A 21,558-nucleotide genomic window follows, 5' to 3' on the forward strand; every position below is an offset into this window, starting at 1 on the left:
CAAAGTGGCAAGTTCCAATGGATAGTTAATCAGAAGATTTAGTCACTTTTTATTTTGTACAAAACGGTACCCTTACCAAGAAGAACCCCCGTCCATCGGCAAATAGCCGAGAGGCGGGGGTTCTTCTTCATGAACAAGCTTGGCTGCTGCCTAGCTGTGTTTAATATGTTGGAGCGTTTGCAGGAAAATCTGCTCAATATGAGTATCATCCAGAGAGTAGTACACCGTCTTGCCTTCCTTGCGCCGCTTGACGATCCGCATGTTGCGGAGAGAACGCAGCTGATGTGAAATGGCCGACTGTCCCATGTCGAGCAGAACCGTCAGGTCATGAACACATAATTCCTTCTGTAACAGCGCATCAATAATACGTAGACGTGTAGGGTCGCTGAATGCCTTGAACCAATCTGCCATCTCGGAAGAGGTCTCCCGATCTATGAGTGAAGTGCGAATCGTCTGCACGTCCGCTTCAGTACCTGAGCAGGCTGCATCACATTCGCTTGGTGCTTTAACCGGTTGTTCCATTTCCTATCACCACCTATGTTAACAACTATAGCTCTATTATATCCAAAACCCGCCTAAAGCGAAATGATTACTATTAGCATAATCTGTATGAAAAATCAACAACGATTGTTGACACTCATGTTTAGGCGTGCATATAATAGGGGTAACCAAACATATGAATGAGTGCTCATATATTGAATACAATTGAAATATAACATCGTTTTTGTACTGCAAAGGGGAGAATTCACATGGGAACCGGACAGGAACAGGTGAAAAGGGAACTGCTGCTTGATGGACTGGATTGTGCGAACTGCGCATTAAAGATTGAGAATGGCGTCAAAAAAATTAAGGGCATTAACGAATGCTCTGTCAATTTTGTTACCAAAACATTATCGCTACACACCACTTCCGACATGGACGAACAGGTAGTGGAAGAAGCAAAACGCAAAGTGCTTCGGCTGGAGCCGCATATTCGCATTTCGGAAAAAGGAAAACACGTGAACGGACATGTGCACACCCATACAGGGAGTGCAGGTAGTGCAAATAACCACAGTCATGACCATACTGGACATGATCATGGACATTCACATTCACATGGCAAACACTCGCATGCTCATGATCAACATCAACATGGTCACGCACATGATCATACACATGAGCACGGGAGTCATGCTGGACATGATCACAGCCATACCCATGATGATGCCCATGCAGGCCACTCGCATGAACATGGTGCAGGACAGACGAAAGTGTTGCTTGCTCGTCTTGCTGCAGGTTCTGTGCTGCTCGCAGCTGCGATCTGGTCGCCGCTGGAGGGCTGGGCACAGTTTACGCTATATGCGCTCGCTTATCTGATTGCCGGGGGAGACATCGTGCTCCAGGCGTCCAAAAACATCATCCGCGGTCAGGTGTTCGATGAATACTTCCTGATGTCCGTCGCTACCTTGGGTGCCTTTGCTATTGGAGAGTATCCCGAAGGGGTAGCGGTCATGCTCTTTTATCAGCTCGGAGAGCTGTTTCAGGGCATGGCGGTTAATCGGTCACGCAAGTCGATTCAGTCACTGATGGACATTCGCCCAGACTACGCGAATATCCTGACGGGTTCGGGTGACGAGACCCGTCGTGTATCTCCAGAAGACGTATGGATTGGTGATCGTATTGTCGTGAAAGCAGGAGAGCGAGTACCGCTGGATGGTATCGTTAGAGCTGGGCGTTCCATGGTGGACACTTCTGCTCTGACAGGTGAATCGGTACCTCGTGAGCTGGAGCCCGGAAGTGATGTACTGAGTGGATTTGTGAACAAAAATGGTATGTTGACCATTGAAGTAACCAAAACGTTTGGTGAATCAACGGTATCCAAAATTTTGGATCTGGTGCAGAACGCGAGCAGTCGGAAAGCGAAAACAGAGCATTTTATTAGTAAATTTGCCCGTTATTACACACCGGTTGTTGTTATCCTTGCAGCCCTGATTGCATTTGTTCCGCCGTTGATACTTAGTGGTGCAACATTTGCCGATTGGATCTATCGTGCATTGGTCTTCCTGGTTATCTCATGTCCTTGTGCGCTGGTGGTCTCTATTCCACTTGGATTCTTTGGTGGTATCGGAGCGGCTTCACGTAACGGGATTCTCGTCAAAGGCAGTAACTACCTTGAAGCGTTGAACGATGTGAAAGTTGTTGTTTTTGATAAAACGGGTACACTAACCAAAGGTGTATTCAAAGTAACAGCCATTCGTCCCGTAGGCGGACGCACGGAAGAGGAATTGATGAAGCTGGCAGCCATTGCCGAAGCGAATTCCAATCATCCGATTGCCGAATCCATTCGCGCAGCTTGGGCCAAAGCGATTCCCACGCAAGGTGTGGAAGGTTATGATGAAGTTGCCGGACACGGGATCAAGGTGAGCGTGGATGGTCGGGAAGTGCTGGCAGGCAACGCCAAATTAATGAAGCAGGCAGGTATATCCTATACCACACCGGAGACGGCCGGAACGATAGTCCACGTGGCTGAAGCTGGCACGTATGTTGGTCATCTGATCATCGCCGATGAAGTGAAGGACGATGCAGCTGCTGCGATTCAGGCGCTGAAGAAGCTCGGCATCCGCAAAACGGTCATGCTGACAGGAGATGCGAAAGCCGTGGGTGAAGCGGTAGGACGTGAGCTGGGTGTGGATGAGGTCTATGCTGAATTGCTGCCACAGGATAAAGTCGAACGACTGGAGCAACTGGAAGCTGCCAAATCTCCGAAGGAAAAAATGGTGTTTGTCGGTGACGGTATCAACGATACCCCTGTGTTGGCACGCGCCGATGTGGGCGTGGCGATGGGTGGACTCGGTTCAGATGCCGCGATTGAAGCGGCAGATGTGGTCATCATGACCGATGAACCGTCGAAACTGGCGAGCGCAATCCGCATTGCAAAGCGTACACGAATGATTGTATGGCAAAATATCGCGTTTGCTCTGGGGGTTAAGGCGATTTTCCTGCTACTCGGTGTGTTCGGCATAGCCACCATGTGGGAAGCGGTATTCTCGGATGTCGGTGTCACGGTGCTGGCTGTCCTGAACGCCATGCGTGTACTTCGTGTGAAGAATATCTAAGTTTACGAAACGATCCAGGCGGCTCTTCGTATATACGTAGAGCCGTTTTTATATTTTTTATGTAGATAAGTCTAACTAGACATTTACACGAGAACGGAGAGGACAGAAATAACTTGAAGAAGCGAAGCGTTCACCTTTATCCCCGGGTTTTCCCCTTTCAATAGGGAATCAAAAAAATCTGGGGGTAACAGTGATCAGTAGGTTATTCTGTCACCGGAGTGTCAGTGTAAGCAGGTCTATGGAAGACAACAGTGAAGGGGAGAACGTTTTGACAGGAGCAGTAGTAGGGATAATTATCGGAGTGTGTTATTTCATTCTGGGGTTAATGGTGTTCAAAAAACCACCGAAAATGATTAACGGAATATATGGATATCGGACCCCGCGTGCAATGAGTAATCCCGAGTTGTGGGACGAAGCGCAAAGTTATAGTGCCAATCTGATGATGCAATTTGGTGTAATTATCACGATATTTGGCATTATCGGTTTCTGGCTTACAGATGTACGAGCTTTGGTGCTGAGTCTGGTTGCTACAGGATTTTATACGATCAGACTATTTACCAGAGTTGAAGGCCGGTTGAAGCAAATGCAACGTGCTCAACAGCAACAGCAACAGAATGAGCAGAACGTTTAAGGTAAAGTGAATGAATAGTTTACAGAGGAAGACTCGCGTGTGAAGCGGGTCTTTTTTTGTTGAAGATAGAGAATGGAAGGCGATGTTGAACTCGCTAAGGCTTTATGTTTGAAATCTAACGTTGACGTTAACGTTAAAATTATATATAATTATATACATAACATTACAGACATATGGAAGAGGTGAGGGAAATGAGTTTATATAAAATCGACGACGTAGCCAAGGAATGTGGTTTGACCAAGCGGACCATTCGGTATTATGAAGAGATTGGTGTCATGCCTTCACCTCAGCGGACAGATGGCGGTACGCGGTTGTACACTCGGGAGGATATCGATTATCTGAAAAAGGTGGTTCGCGCCAAAGAGGTACTTGGATTCTCCCTTCAGGAGTTACATACCTATGTGGCAACAGCAGATGCCTTGAACGAACAACGTTTTGACTACCAACAGACGATTGAAGTGAGAGAACGGATCGAGAAGCTCACCACGATGGAAACAACGCTGGATGGTCAGCTGCAACTGATTGAGCAGAAACTTCAGAGTATACATGCCGTACAGACTGAACTGGAAGAGCTGCGTGAACGCGTTCGGAGCGGTATTCAGAAGTTACAGGCACATGATCCGCAGGGTGATGAAGACGGCTAACCCAATTAGCATCTAATATTTAATAAACAAAACTGTATACACATAATCGCTACATGGAGTGAGCACCATAGTACCTGTGGCGATCCTGTACAAACACCGGATGTTTCGGTGTCATTTGTGCCGTTTTGTTACCTCTAATTCTGAAAATGTATAGAATGTTTTCATTATTTTCATAGTCATTTTCAAATAAAAGTTTCATCACATAAATTATTCACAGGAGGAATTACGTATGAAAAGAGAGCCATCATTACCGGACGAATTGCCGTCATCACGTGGGGGCTTGTTATCCCAACCGCGAGCGGTATGGGCGGTTGCCTTTGCATGTATCATATCCTTTATGGGTCTGGGGCTGGTTGACCCGATCCTGCCCGCGATTGCAGATCAGCTGCATGCTTCGAAAAGCCAGGTGTCGCTGCTATTTACCAGTTATAACGCTGTAACCGGGGTAGCGATGCTGATTACAGGTGTCGTATCCAGCCGGATTGGTGTGAAGTGGACGTTGCTCAGCGGTATATTGCTGATTATTATCTTCTCGTTCCTCGGCGGTACCTCAGACACCGTAGGTGCACTGGTTGGTTACCGTGGCGGTTGGGGACTGGGTAATGCCTTGTTCATCGCAACGGCGTTATCTGCCATTGTTGGACTGTCCACGTCGGGGACAGCCAAGGCAATTATTTTGTACGAAGCAGCGCTTGGTCTCGGGATTGCGGTTGGTCCGCTGCTTGGTGGTGAGCTGGGTTCCATCTCTTGGCGTGGCCCGTTCTATGGGGTGGCTGTTCTGATGGCGATTGCCTTTATAAGCATTACATTTATGCTGCCCAAAATGGCTAAACCGAAAACACGAAGTTCTTTGTCCGATCCATTCAAAGCATTAAGTTATCCTTCATTGAAAACATTGGCGATTACCGCCTTCCTTTATAACTTTGGTTTCTTTACCTTGATGGCTTATTCACCTTATGTAATGAATCTGGATGAGCACGGCCTGGGTTACGTATTCTTTGGCTGGGGACTGATGCTGGCGATTACGTCTGTATTCGTCGCACCAAGATTACAACGCCGATTCGGATCGGTTCCGTCCATGAGTGTCATGCTTACATTGTTTGCGATTGATCTGGTTGTTATGGCAGTAGGTACGGTGATGGGTTCACCAACTACCGTTATTGTTGCAGTCATTGTAGCCGGGATTTTCCTTGGAATTAACAACACGTTGATTACAACGGCTGTTATGGAAGCTGCACCTGTGGAGCGTTCTGTTGCTTCTGCTGCATACAGCTTCGTTCGTTTCCTGGGTGGTGCACTTGCTCCATGGCTTGCAGGTAAATTGTCCGAGTGGTTCCTGCCGGAAACGCCGTTTTATTTTGGCGCATTAATGGTTCTGATTGGTGTCGTGGTACTGCTGGTACGCCGTCATCATCTGCGGGATATCGATTCCGCTATTACATCTCATTAATTCACAGGAGGGATTGCAATGCTGAAACATATATTGGTTGCTGTTGATGGTTCGGAACATGCGCATAAGGCTTTGGAACAAGCTCTGATCCTGGCTGAAGATATGAAACAACCTGCAAGTCTGTTGATCGTGCATGTTAATCCTACCATCTCCATTAATGAACCTGCATTGGGTGTTGATCTGGAAGCTCGGATTGCCGAAGAAGGGCAACATATCATAGAACCGGTGACCAGACAGATGTCTGGACGAGACATCGCATATGAAACACTGCTTATTGCGGGTGATCCCGTTAATGAGATCTGCCGTGTGGCGCGTGAACGAGATTGTGGAATGATCATGATGGGCACGGGTGGGAAAGGCATGCTCGCAGAGATGATCGTGGGCAGTGTCAGCCATGGTGTGTTAAAACATGCAGATTGCCCCGTCCTGACGGTTAAATAGGTTGTGAAATCCTTTATAATGCAATAGCTCAAGATCGCCACAATGGCTCATCAGGTACGTTACAAGCTATGATTACCAAATACCGTAGTGGGTTGATGGCATGGAAATAGTGTATAAATAGATTATATAAATTGAACTGAACTTTTACATGAGACAGCGATTGTATTGTTGTTGTTCTGTCATCGAAGTGGCAGTGTAACATTCTTTAGTTCAATAGGTTCTAAAAGGATGGAGGATGCAGCATATGAAAAAACAACATCTGTTTATCGGTGGCAAACTGACCGAATCCGTAGATTATAAAGAACTTCAAGCACCATACTCCGGGGAAACGCTGGCAGAAGTCTCTTCGGCTTCAGCCGAGGAAGCGGAGGCTGCTGTTGTAGCTGCGGTTCAAGCCGGGAAGGCAATGCGCCAGATGCCTGCACATCAGCGTGCAGATATTCTGTACAAGTTGTCCTCCATGCTTGAAGAACGCAAAGAAGAAGCAGCGCGAATCATAGCGCTTGAAGCGGCGAAGCCAATTACGGCAGCACTGGCCGAGGTTGACCGGACGGTGGAAACGTATCGTTTTGCCGCTGAGGAAGCCAAGCGGCTGACCGGAGAGACGGTTCCGATGGATGCAGCCAAAGGTGGAGAAGGGCGTATCGGCTATACGATGCGGCAACCTCTAGGCGTTATTGGAGCCATCACGCCGTTTAATTTTCCAATGAACCTGGTAGCTCACAAGGTAGGTCCAGCGCTCGCAGCAGGCAATACGATCGTACTCAAACCTGCGGAGCAGACGCCGCTGTCTTCCTATTACATCGCTAATTTGCTGCAGGAAGCCGGACTGCCGGATGGTGCACTGAATGTGGTGAGCGGTGATGGCAAAACCATTGGTGATGTGCTTGTGGAGCACCCCCATGTTGCTCACATTACGTTTACAGGCAGTCCAGCGGTAGGCACGAGCATTCGTAGCAAAGCAGGACTCAAACGAGTGACACTGGAGCTTGGGTCGAATGCGGCGGTGATTGTGGATAAGGACGCAGACCTGGACAAAGTGGTTCCTCGATGTGTGACTGGTGCTTTCACGTATCAGGGACAGGTATGTATCTCACTACAGCGAATCTACGTACATCGTGACATCTCGGAAGAATTCATCCGGCGTTTTGCTGAAGCGGCCAAACAAGTGGTGGTCGGAGACCCGCTGAGCCCGGATACGGTGGTCTCTGCGTTGATTACCTCCAAGGATGTACAGCGTACACTTGACTGGATTGAAGAAGCTAAACAGGCCGGGGCTGAAGTGGCAGCAGGCGGTCAAGCTGAAGGAGGCGTTCTGCGTCCAACGGTACTGATTAACGTTCCGCGTGATGCCAAGGTATCCTGTCAGGAAGTGTTTGCACCCATCGTTGTGATCAATACGGTGGATTCCGTTGAAGAGGGTATTGAACATGTTAACGATTCTATATACGGGCTTCAGGCAGGCGTATTTACAAACGATATTCATACCGCCCTCCATGCTGTCGATCAGATCGAAGCAGGTGGAGTTATGATTAATGATATTCCGACGTTCCGAGTGGATCACATGCCCTATGGTGGGGTGAAACAAAGTGGGATTGGGCGTGAAGGTGTAAAATATGCTGTAGAGGAAATGACGGAATTGAAGTTTGTTATGTTTAACAAAGGGTGATTCTCTTCCATTCTTTTACTCAATATACCGTATGCCAATGAAAACATAACCACACACTCCTGTGCCAGAATAATGGCACAGGTTTTTTTATATGAAGATCATGGAAAAAGTTTCAAAAATACATATGGATTCTTCGCTGACTGCGGGTTCACATCTGATGAGACGGGTATAACATAGTTAACATACCGCAACATAACTGACCAAACGCCCTCATATTACCGAAGCATGATGTACCCATCCAGAGAACGAGCGGAATGAAGCGGTACAGCACTGCCGAAAGTCTTATATTCTCTCATTATTCAAATAAAATGCAGTATGAATTAAGCCTGAACTCTGGAGTTGCAGGACAGGCAGGAGGTGTATTCAAATGGCGTATTCCATGGTTGACGTATCGGGAATGTCAGGCGTAAGTCTGAACGAACTGAGCCAGTATGCAGAGACAGGTCTTCTGAATCCGGCCTTTGGGGATGTAGATGAGGACATCTATTATGAAAAGCAGGAATTGCTGAGACTCCAGCAAATTCTTTTCTGTAAGGAAGTAGGTATGAAGGAGAATGAGATTGCCCCGATGCTCCGGGATAATCCTCAGGATGTCATACGCATCATGAAGCAGCATCGCATTGATATTCTGGAGAAGGCACTCCGTCTGCATGGATTGATTCAGACACTGGACAAAACGATCTCTCATTTGCAAGGTGAACAGGAACTTGATGAACATGAACTGTATAACGGTTTTGTAAATAAGGGGCGTCACCAGTTGCTGAATGAATCGGGTTTTGACCCTGTAATCAATAAAGATATGAACCATGTGCAGACAGAGGGTGTTCAGAGGTCCGACATCCAATCTTCCAATTCATCCACATTGCCTGAAAATCAGGAGTTGAAGTCAAAAGAAGACTATCTGGATTCCCAGGCGAAAATTGATCAGGTCCATCTCGACTTACAACAGGCCATTGAGGATGGATTGGAACCCGGTAGTGCGAAAGTACAACGGATTATTGGCAGGCATCTTGAATGGATCAAAGGTTATTATACACCCACCGCTGAGATCTATCGGGATTTGGCCAATCTGTATGTAGAGCATAAAAATTTCCGTCAGATGTATGATGGTTACCACCCGAGGCTGGCTGAATTCCTGCGGGATGGGATGATGATTAAAGCGGAACATGATTTATCCTAGATGCATAAAGTAACATGGGCGAGCAAGAACATGGGTGTGAATCATAATGGATAACAAAGAGCGCAGACCTTTGAGAGGACTGCGCTCTTTGTTATTACGGGTTCTTCATCATCGTGTGTGATGAGACTTCGATCACCTTATTCATCATTTCCTAAAGGGGTATGGTTGCCTCCAACTGCTCTGTGAGCAGGCTTACGGCTTTCTCCAGGAAGACGCGGTCTTCGTCGTCAAAACGGTTTTTGATCGGGCTGTCGATATCCAGCACCCCGTACAGTTCGCCGTTTTTGATAATAGGTACGACAATCTCACTGTTTGATGCTGCATCACAGGCAATGTGGCCTGGGAAGGCATGAACATCATCAACGACCAGGGTACGTTTTTCCGCAGCAGATGTGCCGCATACACCACGTCCCAATGGAATTCGGATACAGGCAGGCAGTCCTTGGAATGGCCCGAGGACCAGTTCTTTTCCATCATACAGATAGAAGCCGACCCAATTGGTGTCGGTCATAAATACATTGAGCAGCGCAGCAGCGTTCGCCAGATTGGCAATCGCACTAGGTTCATCGCGGATCAGAGCACTTAACTGTCCCAGGACGGCGGTGTGCTGCTCACTTCGTGTTCCTTCATAGGAAACAGCTTGAAACATGGTAAATCACCCTCCCGAGCAAAATGGTACTTATTTTCAAGATAGTGCAGAGGATGCGGTTAGTCAAGCGGAGGATTTCGGAAAGGGAAGGGAATACCAGAAGAATCCTCCTGTTTCTCAGCTTCTTACGTGGGGTAATTACTTAGCAACCACGGAGGGCTACAACCCGGGAAGGAGCTTGGCTTATGCATGCAGAGGTACAGAATCTTTTTGTACGGATTCATCTACTATATTTCGCGCAAAATCAGGATTTGAACGTTAGCGAGGCACTGCCCCTATTGGAAGAACGGGGATATCGCGTTGGAGAGCGGGAGATCAAGCAGGAGCTTGAACACCTGACACAGGAGAATTTCCTGACCGCCCACGGGGACCAATGGAGCCTAACCGGGACTGGCATCGAAGAATTCAAGGAAATCACGGCTGTGTTTGGCCGGGTTAGCGATGAATTACTGGGGAAGGGCAAGAAAACGTCCAAAGCTTAAAATTCATTTGGACAAGCCATGATTCCGTAATTCACTCAAACTTGAATTGATCCATACGTACAACAAGACCGGGAGCGACATTGGCCCGGTTTTTTGACGTGTGTTCATGACTGAACAGTTGCCATTCAGCGCAGGTTATGATTAGATGACTAGTGAATATTATGGTCTGCGGAGATAGATCGGATCGGAGTGTCTTTATATGTATAAATGCAAAGGAAGAATTCCCGAAATGGAGACTGCGCGGCTTCGTCTGCGTAAAATGCGTCGCCGGGATGCGGCCCAGATGTTCGCATGCTGGTCAGATCGCGAGGTGACCCGTTACATGAATCTTGCACCCATGATTGGGACAAGCGAAGCGGCGGACATGATTGCACTGCTCAACCAAATGGCAGGGGAAGAGGATGCGATCCGCTGGGGGATCGAACTCAAAGAAACAGGCAAGCTCATTGGCAGCTGTGGCTTCAATACATGGCAGCTTGAAGGCGCATTCCGGGGTGAGATCGGATATGAGCTGGGACGTGATTACTGGCGACACGGTTATATGACGGAGGCTTTCTCGGCATTGCTGCCTTTTGGGTATGAGACCATGGGTCTTAATCGAATTGAAGCGCTGGTTGACCCACGCAATCTGGCTTCCGGCGAGTTCCTGACTAACCGCGGCTTCACACGAGAAGGGTTGCTGCGACAGGTGCAGCATACGTCCACCGGATACAAGGATATGGTGATGTATTCGATGCTGTATGATGAGTTCCTTCGCAAGCGAGGTAAATAAAAGAGACAATATATAATTGTTTTTAAATTTACACGTAAACGAAGAAACAGAACAAAGCTGGAGAAGCGAAGCGATCGCCTTTAAAGCTTTCTGAAAGAAAGCTACATCGGAAGCATACGCTATCACCGGATTTCTCCTTTAGAGAGGAGAAGTAAAAATCTGGGGATAACAGCGATCGGAAGCTTGTTCTGGTTCGTAGTAGAAGTGTAAATTAACGTACCAATTATATAGAGAAACAAAGAGAGAAGGGTTTGTGTGAATGCAACTGGAGGTTTGAAGCGCAGTTTCATCTTAACCGGGCTGTTGCTCGCGACATTTCTGTCAGCGATTGAAGGCACCGTAATTGGTCCAGCAGGGCCGACCATTGTCAGTGAGCTGGGGAGTGTACAGCTGCTGAGCTGGATTTTCACCGCATACCTGTTGACGATGGCTGTGAGTACGCCCATTTTCGGCAAAATCAGTGACTTGTATGGACGAAAGCCTGTATTTCTGATTGGCTGTGCCTTATTTTTACTGGGTTCACTCTTGTGCTGTCTGTCGCAGAACATGGAGCAATTAATTATTTTTCGTGCCATTCAAGGGATCGGTGCTGGTGCGGTAGTTCCTGTTACATTTACGATTATCGGGGACATCTACGCCATTGAAGAACGTGGCAAAATTCAGGGCTGGATCAGCTCCGTGTGGGGCATTTCCTCTCTGGCAGGACCACTGCTTGGAGGTTATTTTGTAGATAATCTGGGCTGGCAGTGGATCTTTGGTTTTAATGTGCCGTTTGGTCTGCTTGCGATGTGGTTTGTATTTCGTTATCTGAAGGAAGATATCTCTCCACGTACGGCCAAAATTGATTATGTCGGTGCACTGACCTTCACGGTGGGTATTACCGCGTTGTTGTTCGTCCTGTCGGCGGGTGGGCAGTATTATGCCTGGAGTTCTCCGTTAATTGTTGTGCTGAGTGTGGTCGCCGCTCTGTTTATTATTTTATTTTTTGTGGTGGAAAAAAGAGCCCAGGCCCCTATGGTTCCATTACATTTGTTCCGAATTCGTGATATCCGTGTGGCGAATATCGCTGGACTCCTGACCAGTACTTTGATGATCGGCCTGACCAGTTATTTGCCGCTTTGGGTGCAGGGTGTTCGGGGAGGTAATGCTACGGAATCCGGGTTGCTGCTCGCGCCGATGTCGGTGGGTTGGCTCATTGGTAGTGTGTTGGCAGGCCGCCTGTTGATGAAAATTGGATCACGGTTGACCGCATTGATTGGATTAACCGGAATTGCGATTGGATCGGGTGGACTCTTTCTGGTGGGCGGGACATCCCCGCAGGCTGTACTATTTATATTGACCTTTATTTATGGTCTCGGCTTCGGGTTTGCGTTCACGATCTTCACCATTATTGCGCAGTCTTCTGTAGGGTATAAGGAACGTGGTTCCTCTACGGCACTGCACACTTTCATGCGTACGTTGGGACAGACGATTGGTGCAGCGGCTTTTGGTACCTGGTTGAACTATCGGATCTCCACGTTATCGAGTGAGCAGAATCTGGCGGAGGCGGGAATATCGGAGAGTGATCTGAACGAATTGCTCGCACCACATACGGATGCTGCCCTATCAGATGATAAATGGGCGCTGCTACGTAACGTGCTGGAAGGAAGCTTGCATTCCCTGTTTGTCATTATGTTTGTCATTGCACTGGTCTCGTGGGTAACGACGCTTGCTCTACGCAAACGTTTAATTGTACCCGAAGATGCAGATGCTCCACCGCAGCCACAAGGTTCAAAGTAAAAAGTGGATATATACGAAAAACATATGAAAAACCGGATTCGCCGATGTCAGGCAAATCCGGTTATTTTTGTTGGCAAATGTGCAATGAACTAGAGTTTATCTTCAAACTCAGGCAAGTGATACGTTGGGGGATGTCCGGGTCTAAAGCATTTTGAAGTACAGGCTGGCTGATCCTGGTGAATCCTCCAGACGAATTTCTAAGGAACGGAGGACGCCTCATTTGGCCATCTGCTCCGTAAGGAACATGAGACACATTATTCCCCAAAATCACCTGAAAAACACGTTGTAAACGGCTGTTATTCAAAGATAGCGTGTGTCAGATTCCTTAAAATGCTGCGAGCGCTTCAAACCCCTGAATAAGACGTCACAGGTTCGTTAGCGTTAGCGCTCCATATCTGCTCCAGAACATTCAGTTACGCTCCGGCTTTCGGCAGGTTTAAAGATACGCTCTAGCTGCTTGCGGATAAACGGTCTGCGGAATGTGCAAGCCTTCCCAAGAGTTCGGACAGCAATTCCTTGTCTTCCTCACTTAGTCCACTTACCGCCCGATCAATCTTCAACGCATAGCCTGGATAGATGTCATCCATGGTGCGCTGTCCTTCTTCGGTCAGTTCCACAAAGATGATACGTCTGTCCTGCGGACAATGTTTGCGGTGTAACAATCCTTTTTGCTCGAGCTTATCGATCACATAGGTCACATTACCACTTTGCAGCAGAAGTTGTGCGCCAACCTGTTGAATCGGCTGAGCTCCTTTCATATATAACACTTCGAGCACCCCGTATGCGGTGGGGTTGAAGCCATGCACTTTGCTTCCGGATACAGCGTGTTCATTCACGCTCTTGAATGTCTGGGCCAAGGTGCGGTACAGATGAAGTGAACGTTCGGTTCCGATTTCTTGTAATTCCAGCATGCTGATCCCGCCTTTTCAGATTAGTTTTATAAGTTGAAATGATAAAGTTACAACCTACCACTACGAGGACAGAACAACCTTCCAATCACTGTTATCCCCAGATTTTTTGAAATATTCTTCAAAGGTAAAATCCGGTGATAAAGTATGCTTCCGATGGAGCTTTCTTTCAGAAAGCTTTTAGGTGAACGCTTCGCTTTTTCAGGTTTTTTCTGTCCTCTCCGTTATGTTGTTCATGTAAAAGAGTATTTCAACTTATATGAGTTGGTTAGTTATGTTTGACGATTCAGGTTGTCGCCATGGTTTAATTGTAAACTTCTATTTCTACGAAAAACATGCGATATGTCACAAGATTTGCATTTTTAGCATTTAAAATTTGATCATTCATCATGCTAAAAAAATCATCCTTCAGATGTCGCTTCTTCTCCGCCTCTGGCAGGAGGTTGAGTCAAGCCCTAATCTCTTATAATGAGTTCATATTATGAATTCGGAAGGTAATGGAGGAGAAGAAGGATGACAAGTGATTTAACGTTTGCAGGACAACGACCGCTGAAAAATAACCGATCTTTTGTAACATTGATGGTGGCACAGGCCATTTCCAATCTGGGTGATTGGCTGCATCTGCTAGCAATCCTGACCCTCGTGGGTATCCGCTGGAATGCAACGCCATGGGAGATTACATTTGTCACACTTTCCGCAGCACTGCCTATTCTGTTGACAGGGCCATTCGCAGGCACGCTTGCAGATCGCCTGAACCGAAAATGGCTGATGATTGTAGCTGATGGTGCACGGATCATCATTGTGGGTGCGTTAATTTTTGCTGACCAGATCTGGCACGTTTACATACTGCTTGTCCTCAAATCCCTGTTCGATGTAATCTTCTCTCCGGCCAAAAACGGAAAGCTGAAGGAAATTGTACCCCGCGAACAACTTGCGCAAGCTGTATCCATCAGCTCGGTGATCGAACAGATGTCCAAAATCATTGGTCCGGCGCTTGGCGGACTTTTGGTAGCCGCCTTTGGAATTACCTGGTGTTTTGTTCTCGATTCAGCGTCTTTTCTGATCTCCGGCATCATTTTATTGTGGATTCCTGGAACTCGGGTGATCCAATCTGCAATTCATAACGTAACAGAAGTAGAGGAAGAGACAGCTGGGGATGTTCGCAACCGCCCAAAAGACTCTTTTTGGAAAGAAACACAGGAGGGCATCCGCATGCTCGCATCTCTCCCTTATGTAGGAACGTCTCTGATTTTGCTTGCTTCAGCCATACTTTTTCTGCAATTTGCCGATTCACAGACTGTGGTGTTATTCAGACAGCTTCCCGGAATTTCAAGTGATCTGCTGGGATGGTGCGTGGCAGCAAGTGGCGTAGGTACATTAATTGCAGCGATGAGTGTGCGGAAGTGGAAGCATGCAGGGCATGTTTTGAAGATGGGTCTGGGTACCATACTCATGGGTCTGGTTATCGGCGGAGCCGGAGTTATTGTTGGGATTTGGCCGCACGCCGGGTTAGGTGCCAATCTGTTGTTAGTATCCCTCTTTGCCTTGGCAGGTGTCGGAATTGGGTTTGCGATTGTGCCCTTTCAAATCCTGTTGCAGGAACAGACACCTGAGGCGATGACAGGCAGGGTATTTGGAACGGTAGGCAGCGTGATGACAGCCAGTAATATTATGGGCCCGGTGGTAGGCGGATTCATGGTCACCTCATTTGGTGTAGTGCCGGCTTTTGTCTGTTCAGGCATTTTGCTGACCCTGCTTGGGTTGATTTATTTGATGAAACGTAGCGGGGAAAAAGCCGATCTGAATGGCTCCATTGCAGCCAAGACCATGGTTGCAGGCGACTGAAAACAGGCCGAATCTGCTCAGGTTAGAACAGTTGAAATGAAGGTTTGAATTTACGTCAAATTTTAAGTTTATGATTAAAAAGCGTTTGAGTAAACGCCTTCACGTTTAATGAGGAACAGGCAGAAATCCCTGTATTCTAATTATTCCTAGGGGAAAACTCATATGCCTTGTCCCACCAACGCATTAGCGGAAAGGGGGTGAAGCAACTTGAATGTAAAGTTACCAAAATCGATTGTGCGTCTTGGAAGCATACCACTGGCTATACTTGCCGGGACTTTGCTTCTGGGAGTTGGATCGTCACATGTATACGCCGATGATGCTCAGGCATCTTCTGAAAAACCGTCCAGCGGATTGTCACTAAATTTGTTTTCACGTGATTCGGATGGCGGGTTGAATCTGACTCCGTCGGTATCGGTATCCACACCACTACTGGATGTTGAAGTTCCGTCGATCAAAGCGAACGAATCCACAGGTAAGCTGAGTGTATCTGAGCTGAAAGTAGATACACCGCTTGGATCGGCCGGAACATCAGAGATTGGGATTGATGCGAAGAAGGGAACCGTCGAACTGCCGTCTGTACAGGCGGATACACCGGTGATCAAAGCCGATGTATCAAGCAGTCAGGTGAACCTCAACGAAGGGACAGCTTCCTTGCCTGGCGTTACCGCAGAGGTACCCGAGGTCATCAAGGCAGAGACGTCTGCTGTGAAAACAGACCTTCGGCAGGGCAAGGTTGAATTGCCTTCCGTGAAGGTGGATGTACCTGAAGTTACTTCGGTCAACATCTCCTCATCCCGTGTGGATCTGAGTAAGGGAAATGTCCAGCTGCCATCTGTGAACGCAGAAGTTCCAGTTGTAGACGTATCCGCTGAACTCAGTCCTGATCAGGAAAAGGTGGAGATTCCAAGTGTGAAGCCAGAACGGCCTGTAGTCACTCCGGAACAACCGGCGGTCGTCAAAACACCGAATGTTAAAACTTCCAATACGAGTGCACTCGCAGATCCTGTTTCACCACAGAAAAATGAGGAAGGACAGGACGCGGTACAGGCTACGGGCAAAGTGGTGGAGGTTACCCTGGAACCAGAAGTACGTCCAGAACAACCTGTTATCCCGCAGGTATTGCCTGTGGAAGGGACCGATCTGACGCAGGATTCCGATGTTAATGCAGGTTTGCCCGATAACGAGTTATTCCTCGTAGATCAGTCATCTGCTAAACCAGCTGTCACTGAACAAGTGCAGAGTAACCAGGAAGCCAATCTGAAACAAGATGATGCTGATGCAGCATCTCCATTGCAGCCTCGCACAGAACGACCAACCAGTTGGTCTGTTGCAGCAACTTCTCCCGGAGCAGCTAATGCTTCCGCCGGGACAAGCTCCGGTTCGTCCGGTGTAACTGGAGGTGGAGCAACCGCTCCAGCCGCTGCACTTCCGGGAGCAACAACGGGTCTGGTTACGCCAGATTACGATTTTGCTTTCCGAATGGAACGGCTCGATGGATTCAGTCAATGGTCACAGGCACCGCCTGGGCGGCCGCCGCAATATACCTCTTTCTCTCAATAACAATGGCGTTAATTCAACCAAAATTGAGAAGGAGTGTATATAATCATGAAAAAAGTGAATCGTTGGGTAAAATTGTCGGTATTGTCGGGTACGTTGGTGGCTGGATTGCTGGGAGCTTCGCAGGCAACTTACGCAGATAGCTATAGCAATAACAGCAGTGGAAATCTGGATCTAAATGCAGGTTTGCGCCTGGAACTGGGATCTCTTCTGTCTGGACACCGTGACACGGGTTACGGAAACCTTGGTAGCTACGGAGGTTCATCCAGTGCAAGCGGAGCATTGAATCTGGATCTTGGCCTTAATGCCGGCTTATCCTCAGAGAGCACAAACCGATACAATGATCGTTCTTCCGACCACACAGCTGAACGTAGCAGTTCTGGCAAGCTGGGCCTTGGCCTGAATGCCAATGTGTCGGGAGAAGGTACAACGATGAGCGACTATTCACGAGGCGGCGATGATCGGAACGTAAACAGTAGCACTACGAGCGAAAGTCGTGGAGCGCTAGATCTGGGTCTGAACGTGAATGCCGAAAGTGAGAGTGCGACATGGACTCAATCTGAACGCAACAATAGCGTGAATGACCGTGAGCGTAACGTAAACAGTAGCACTGCAAGCGAAAGCCGTGGCGCACTGGATCTGGGTCTGAACGTGAATGCCGAAAGTGAGAGTGCGACATGGACTCAATCTGAACGCAACAATAGCGTGAATGACCGTGAGCGTACCGACAGCAGCAGCTATGCGAGCGAAAGCCGCGGCGCACTGGATCTGGGTCTGAACGCGAAAGCAGAAGGAGAGAGTGCAACGTGGACTCAATCTGAACGCAGCAACAGCGTGAATGACCGTGAGCGTAACGTAAACAGCAACTACGCGAGCGAAAGCCGTGAAGCCTTGGATCTGGGTCTGAACGCGAAAGCGGAAGGTGAGAGTGCTACAGTAGCTCAATCTGAACGTAACAATAGCGTGAATGACAGCGAGCGTACCGTGAATAGCAGCTATGCGAGCGAAAGCCGCGGAGCACTGGATCTGGGTCTGAACGCGAAAGCAGAAGGAGAGAGTGCAACAATGGCTCAATCCGAACGCAACAACAGCGTGAAAGACAATGAGCGTACCGTGAACAGCAGCTATGCAAGCGAAAGCCGCGGAGCCTTGGATCTGGGTCTGAACGCGAAAGCAGAAGGAGAGAGTGCAACAATGGCTCAATCCGAACGCAACAACAGCGTGAAAGACAGCGAGCGTAACGTGAACAGCAGCTATGCGAGCGAAAGCCGTGGAGCGCTGGATCTGGGTCTGAACGCTAAGGCAGAAGGAGAGAGTGCAACGACGGCTCAATCTGAACGCAGCAACAGCGTGAAAGACACCGAGCGTAACGTAAACAGCAACTACGCGAGCGAAAGCCGCGGCGCACTGGATCTGGGTCTGAACGTGGATGCGGATGCAGAGAGTGAAACTACATCTGTGGTGGAGACAAATCGGTAATATGAGATTTTCACTGTAATATGAAGAAGCAGGGGCTCCGGAACCCCTGCTTCTTTTTTGCATTTATAAGACATATGAGTTAGCGTTCTTCTGAATGTTCTTCTAATAAGTGTACTATCTTTTCAAATGTATACTCGCCTTCGGCAATGTTGACCATAAATTCTACGGCATATTTACGTTCCATCTGCAAATGGTAGCCATTCACTCGCAGAAAGGACTTGGTTACAAGATAAGCTGTACGTTTATTTCCGTTATAGAAACAGTGGTTTTTAACCAATGACACTAATAAGGCAGTAGCTTTATCAAATATGGAAGGGTAGGCATCCTCTCCAAACAAACTTTGGAGAGGTCTATTTATCGCAGAATCCAACAAAGCAGAATCCTTAACCCCAGCTTGTGCTGTATCATTCATCTTCTTCATCATAAAATGGTGAGCGGCTACTACTTCTTCAATGGAAAGGAATATGGTCATCTTAACGATCCCTTAAATCATTTAGGATATCCTCATCTTCTTCGAAAACGTCGAAGAAAGCTTCCAGTACTTCGGGTCTTACATGTTCGGGTATTTTCATTTGTTTAACCTTTTTTAGTACAATTTCTCCCTGACTGTTTTCAATAAATTCAATCTCATCGCCCTGAGAAACATGGAGCTTATCAATCAAAACCTTAGGCAAGCTAATGCCCAAGCTGTTTCCCATCTTGCCTATTTTGCGAGAAAGAATTTTTCTTTTGGAATGCTCCTCTTTCATCTGAGCCCCACCATTCATGATATATTCCTCCTATAGTATGATCTAACTTATGAAAGTAATACATTTGTATGTAATAATGTTAGTATGTAATAACATTATAACATGGTTTGTACTTCAAAATGCTCAAAATGATCAAACATACAACCCGCAACTCGATTACAATAAAACATAAAGAATGAAATAAACGCCTGATCAGAACAGGGAGTGAATGATATGGGAACGGAATATAACAGTACGGAAGTACAGGAGTCCATATTGGACGTACATATTACCGAGGCAGGATACGAGCCGGGAAAATCGACCATACGCAATATTCGAATGGATGTGGCGCGAGGAGAACTGGTGGGTATTATCGGACCAAATGGTGCGGGCAAAAGTACCACAATCAAAACACTTCTTGGTCTGCTGGAACATGCGAACTATGAAGTGACGATTGGAGGAGATGGTCGTTATGCCTATATCCCGGAGCAACCGGTTTTTTATGAATATATGACGCTATGGGAACATCTTGATCTGGCTGCAGCGGCGTATGAAATGGAGGAAGAAGGTTTTGTTGCCAGAGCGGAGGAGCTGTTGGTTCGTTTCGGTATGGACCATGTTCGGAATGATCTTCCAGCCAGTTTTTCGAAGGGCATGCGGCAGAAAATGATGCTGATGATCGGATTTCTGTCTTCACCGGATATCTATATTGTGGACGAGCCGTTCATTGGACTGGACCCTCGTGCAACCAAGGATTTTCTAAAATTACTAGATGATGAACGTCGCCGTGGTGCGGGTGTGCTCATGTCTACGCATGTGCTGGATACCGCTGAACGAATCTGCGACCGGTTTATTCTGATTGCTTCGGGCAGATCTGCTGCCGAGGGAACATTGGATGAGATCCGTGAAGCGGCAGGATTGCCGGAAGCCTCTTTGTTTGACTGTTTTGATGTACTGACGTCTTAGATAGAGAGAGGGTGAGAGAGAATGGAAACTTCCCAGCGTTATACCCCACTTCGTTTATACAGGCGAAGACGCAAAGAGCACTTCAGGGAACAAATGAAAAATCTCAGACTCGTCGTGGATTGGACGGTTTGGGTATATCTGCTTGTTCCGGGCGTACTCTATCTGATTGGGTGGTACACGAGTCTGTGGACCAAACCGCTGCCTGCATGGGCGACAGGATTACCACTACCCGTACTGACTGGGCTGATTGACGTCGTTATGCTTACCGGTGGTGTGTTGATATTTGTGGAGGAAGCGGATGTATTGTTTTTGAAATCAAGGCCGTTGTGGATACGCACGTTAATGAGGCAAGGGCTCTACCGGTCCTGTCTGCGACATCTTGGCAAAATGTTGTTGATTACAGCGCTGACTGCTCCCCTGTGGTCCCGTGTCTATGAGATGTCGAATCTCCAGATTGCACTTATGGCTGTCTGGTTTGGTGCAATAGCGTCATTTCAAGCCATAACACTACATATGACGAAGGTTCGACATACAGGATGGCGACGCTGGATTCAGATGATCCCTCTCGTCATTGGCATAGGTTATATGACCATTCATGCGACATCATGGATGTATGGACAGACGTGGAAAATCATATTTGGAATCGTAATTATCATGCTTCTTCTGATTACAGTTGGACAGATGAGGCTGTTGATGAAGGGAACGTTTGAAGGGGATGTGCGGGAGGATCTGCGGAGCAGGCTACAGCTTACAGCTCTAATGTTAAGTCGGGCGGTGAGCAAGCCGAAAGCCCCACGAACACGGTCCATCATCTTCCGCAAACCGCGTAAACTGTTACGCAATCGTTCCATCGCGAATCGGACAGCGGAGATTGCATTCAAGGCATTTTTCCGGAACTCGGCCACGATGAAATTGTATCTGCAGCTTGGCGGACTATCCATCGCAGCAGTTGCATTACCACCTTTTCCGGTCAATATCATTGTGTGTGCGTTATTAATCATCATGTTGACGGTGATGTTTTATCGTTCTTGGGACGTTTTTGCCACGTCCGACTATGTTCAGCTTATAACATATGACTCGGAGGCGCTGCATCTTGCAGGTTCAGTGATGGTTCGGATGTTGTTTGTCCCGATTGGTATTCTTATGGGATTCACGCTGGGATTGGCTTGGCTCGGCTGGATCGTCGGTATTCTGACAGCTGCAGGTGCGGTGGCTTTTGGACTCTGTGTCTTATCTATTGCCGGATGGGTTCGGTTGACCCGGGCCTAAGGAATTCCTTTCTA

At 47.7% G+C, this 21,558-nt stretch carries 20 protein-coding genes; 15 read left to right on the forward strand and 5 right to left on the reverse strand.

Translation table 11 applies throughout. The annotated features are described in order from the left end of the window. Positions 1-150: 150 nt before the first annotated feature. On the reverse strand, positions 151-522 hold the full coding sequence (locus MHI14_RS30235) for an ArsR/SmtB family transcription factor (protein WP_100526808.1): 372 nt from the start codon (positions 520-522) through the stop codon (positions 151-153). 227 nt (positions 523-749) lie between these two features. On the opposite strand from MHI14_RS30235, the gene MHI14_RS30240 reads away from it, so the two are divergent. The 7 genes from MHI14_RS30240 to MHI14_RS30270 all read left to right on the forward strand — a co-directional run bounded on the left by MHI14_RS30240 (position 750) and on the right by MHI14_RS30270 (position 9,110). Next, entirely contained in the window at positions 750-3,095 is a 2,346-nt protein-coding gene (locus MHI14_RS30240) for a heavy metal translocating P-type ATPase (protein ID WP_341131959.1), read from the forward strand. A 268-nt stretch (positions 3,096-3,363) separates the two neighbouring features. Continuing rightward, on the forward strand, positions 3,364-3,726 hold the full coding sequence (locus tag MHI14_RS30245) for an SdpI family protein (RefSeq protein ID WP_341131960.1): 363 nt from the start codon (positions 3,364-3,366) through the stop codon (positions 3,724-3,726). A gap of 191 nt (positions 3,727-3,917) precedes the next feature. Next, entirely contained in the window at positions 3,918-4,370 is a 453-nt protein-coding gene (locus tag MHI14_RS30250) for a MerR family transcriptional regulator (protein ID WP_339312031.1), read from the forward strand. Positions 4,371-4,599: 229 nt separating this feature from the next. Further along, on the forward strand, positions 4,600-5,820 hold the full coding sequence (locus MHI14_RS30255; protein WP_062837652.1) for an MFS transporter: 1,221 nt from the start codon (positions 4,600-4,602) through the stop codon (positions 5,818-5,820). A gap of 18 nt (positions 5,821-5,838) precedes the next feature. Next, positions 5,839-6,261 (forward strand): universal stress protein, encoded by a 423-nt coding sequence (locus tag MHI14_RS30260; protein WP_341131961.1) that lies wholly within the window; start codon positions 5,839-5,841, stop codon positions 6,259-6,261. A 244-nt stretch (positions 6,262-6,505) separates the two neighbouring features. Then, a complete protein-coding gene (locus MHI14_RS30265) occupies positions 6,506-7,930 on the forward strand; it encodes an aldehyde dehydrogenase family protein (protein ID WP_341131962.1) in 1,425 nt (474 codons plus the stop codon). A 367-nt stretch (positions 7,931-8,297) separates the two neighbouring features. Beyond that, positions 8,298-9,110, forward strand: coding sequence for a MerR family transcriptional regulator (locus tag MHI14_RS30270; protein ID WP_133387554.1), 813 nt, complete (start codon positions 8,298-8,300; stop codon positions 9,108-9,110). 151 nt (positions 9,111-9,261) lie between these two features. Here the strand turns inward: MHI14_RS30270 and MHI14_RS30275 are convergent, their stop codons facing one another. Beyond that, entirely contained in the window at positions 9,262-9,759 is a 498-nt protein-coding gene (locus tag MHI14_RS30275) for a GAF domain-containing protein (RefSeq protein ID WP_036614172.1), read from the reverse strand. A 185-nt stretch (positions 9,760-9,944) separates the two neighbouring features. Between MHI14_RS30275 and MHI14_RS30280 the strand changes: the two genes are divergently transcribed. The 3 genes from MHI14_RS30280 (at position 9,945) to MHI14_RS30290 (ending at position 12,792) form a co-directional block, all read left to right on the forward strand. After that, positions 9,945-10,241, forward strand: a complete 297-nt coding sequence (locus MHI14_RS30280; RefSeq protein WP_036614170.1) for a hypothetical protein — start codon at positions 9,945-9,947, stop codon at positions 10,239-10,241. Positions 10,242-10,440: 199 nt separating this feature from the next. Further along, positions 10,441-11,013, forward strand: a complete 573-nt coding sequence (locus MHI14_RS30285) for a GNAT family N-acetyltransferase (protein WP_338590643.1) — start codon at positions 10,441-10,443, stop codon at positions 11,011-11,013. Positions 11,014-11,286: 273 nt separating this feature from the next. Beyond that, entirely contained in the window at positions 11,287-12,792 is a 1,506-nt protein-coding gene (locus MHI14_RS30290; RefSeq protein WP_251035278.1) for an MDR family MFS transporter, read from the forward strand. A gap of 449 nt (positions 12,793-13,241) precedes the next feature. On the opposite strand, the gene MHI14_RS30295 is transcribed toward MHI14_RS30290, so the two are convergent. Further along, complete coding sequence (locus MHI14_RS30295) at positions 13,242-13,703, reverse strand: MarR family winged helix-turn-helix transcriptional regulator (protein WP_017690799.1); 462 nt, start codon at positions 13,701-13,703, stop codon at positions 13,242-13,244. Between the two features lie 510 nt (positions 13,704-14,213). On the opposite strand from MHI14_RS30295, the gene MHI14_RS30300 reads away from it, so the two are divergent. From MHI14_RS30300 to MHI14_RS30310, 3 genes are all read left to right on the forward strand, one after another. Further along, a complete protein-coding gene (locus MHI14_RS30300; protein WP_341131963.1) occupies positions 14,214-15,545 on the forward strand; it encodes an MFS transporter in 1,332 nt (443 codons plus the stop codon). Positions 15,546-15,752: 207 nt separating this feature from the next. After that, positions 15,753-17,105 (forward strand): hypothetical protein, encoded by a 1,353-nt coding sequence (locus MHI14_RS30305; RefSeq protein ID WP_133387557.1) that lies wholly within the window; start codon positions 15,753-15,755, stop codon positions 17,103-17,105. Positions 17,106-17,150: 45 nt separating this feature from the next. After that, complete coding sequence (locus tag MHI14_RS30310; RefSeq protein ID WP_341131964.1) at positions 17,151-18,581, forward strand: hypothetical protein; 1,431 nt, start codon at positions 17,151-17,153, stop codon at positions 18,579-18,581. A 79-nt stretch (positions 18,582-18,660) separates the two neighbouring features. Here MHI14_RS30310 and MHI14_RS30315 read toward each other — a convergent pair whose 3' ends face one another. Continuing rightward, positions 18,661-19,053, reverse strand: a complete 393-nt coding sequence (locus MHI14_RS30315; protein ID WP_341131965.1) for a type II toxin-antitoxin system death-on-curing family toxin — start codon at positions 19,051-19,053, stop codon at positions 18,661-18,663. Position 19,054: 1 nt separating this feature from the next. Beyond that, the gene (locus MHI14_RS30320; protein ID WP_176873173.1) at positions 19,055-19,348 is read right to left on the reverse strand and encodes an AbrB/MazE/SpoVT family DNA-binding domain-containing protein; all 294 of its coding nucleotides are present in this window, start codon (positions 19,346-19,348) and stop codon (positions 19,055-19,057) included. A gap of 195 nt (positions 19,349-19,543) precedes the next feature. Between MHI14_RS30320 and MHI14_RS30325 the strand changes: the two genes are divergently transcribed. Both MHI14_RS30325 and MHI14_RS30330 read left to right on the forward strand, forming a co-directional pair. Then, entirely contained in the window at positions 19,544-20,275 is a 732-nt protein-coding gene (locus tag MHI14_RS30325) for an ABC transporter ATP-binding protein (RefSeq protein WP_289391069.1), read from the forward strand. A gap of 21 nt (positions 20,276-20,296) precedes the next feature. Next, entirely contained in the window at positions 20,297-21,544 is a 1,248-nt protein-coding gene (locus MHI14_RS30330; protein WP_341131966.1) for an ABC transporter permease, read from the forward strand. The last annotated feature ends 14 nt before the right edge of the window (positions 21,545-21,558 follow it).

It is taken from the genome of Paenibacillus sp. FSL K6-2393 (assembly GCF_038002545.1).
In the GTDB taxonomy this organism is placed as follows: Bacteria; Bacillota; Bacilli; order Paenibacillales; family Paenibacillaceae; genus Paenibacillus.

Excerpts from the sequence above, each read along its gene's own strand:
- MHI14_RS30235 (WP_100526808.1), bottom strand. The coding sequence starts at position 522 with ATGGAACAACCGGTTAAAGCACCAAGCGAATGTGATGCAGCCTGCTCA.
- MHI14_RS30320 (WP_176873173.1), bottom strand. The coding sequence starts at position 19,348 with ATGAATGGTGGGGCTCAGATGAAAGAGGAGCATTCCAAAAGAAAAATT.
- MHI14_RS30265 (WP_341131962.1), top strand. The coding sequence starts at position 6,506 with ATGAAAAAACAACATCTGTTTATCGGTGGCAAACTGACCGAATCCGTA.
- MHI14_RS30275 (WP_036614172.1), bottom strand. The coding sequence starts at position 9,759 with ATGTTTCAAGCTGTTTCCTATGAAGGAACACGAAGTGAGCAGCACACC.
- MHI14_RS30330 (WP_341131966.1), top strand. The coding sequence starts at position 20,297 with ATGGAAACTTCCCAGCGTTATACCCCACTTCGTTTATACAGGCGAAGA.
- MHI14_RS30285 (WP_338590643.1), top strand. The coding sequence starts at position 10,441 with ATGTATAAATGCAAAGGAAGAATTCCCGAAATGGAGACTGCGCGGCTT.
- MHI14_RS30325 (WP_289391069.1), top strand. The coding sequence starts at position 19,544 with ATGGGAACGGAATATAACAGTACGGAAGTACAGGAGTCCATATTGGAC.
- MHI14_RS30315 (WP_341131965.1), bottom strand. The coding sequence starts at position 19,053 with ATGACCATATTCCTTTCCATTGAAGAAGTAGTAGCCGCTCACCATTTT.
- MHI14_RS30240 (WP_341131959.1), top strand. The coding sequence starts at position 750 with ATGGGAACCGGACAGGAACAGGTGAAAAGGGAACTGCTGCTTGATGGA.
- MHI14_RS30255 (WP_062837652.1), top strand. The coding sequence starts at position 4,600 with ATGAAAAGAGAGCCATCATTACCGGACGAATTGCCGTCATCACGTGGG.
- MHI14_RS30280 (WP_036614170.1), top strand. The coding sequence starts at position 9,945 with ATGCATGCAGAGGTACAGAATCTTTTTGTACGGATTCATCTACTATAT.
- MHI14_RS30310 (WP_341131964.1), top strand. The coding sequence starts at position 17,151 with ATGAAAAAAGTGAATCGTTGGGTAAAATTGTCGGTATTGTCGGGTACG.
- MHI14_RS30270 (WP_133387554.1), top strand. The coding sequence starts at position 8,298 with ATGGCGTATTCCATGGTTGACGTATCGGGAATGTCAGGCGTAAGTCTG.
- MHI14_RS30250 (WP_339312031.1), top strand. The coding sequence starts at position 3,918 with ATGAGTTTATATAAAATCGACGACGTAGCCAAGGAATGTGGTTTGACC.
- MHI14_RS30300 (WP_341131963.1), top strand. The coding sequence starts at position 14,214 with ATGACAAGTGATTTAACGTTTGCAGGACAACGACCGCTGAAAAATAAC.
- MHI14_RS30260 (WP_341131961.1), top strand. The coding sequence starts at position 5,839 with ATGCTGAAACATATATTGGTTGCTGTTGATGGTTCGGAACATGCGCAT.
- MHI14_RS30295 (WP_017690799.1), bottom strand. The coding sequence starts at position 13,703 with ATGCTGGAATTACAAGAAATCGGAACCGAACGTTCACTTCATCTGTAC.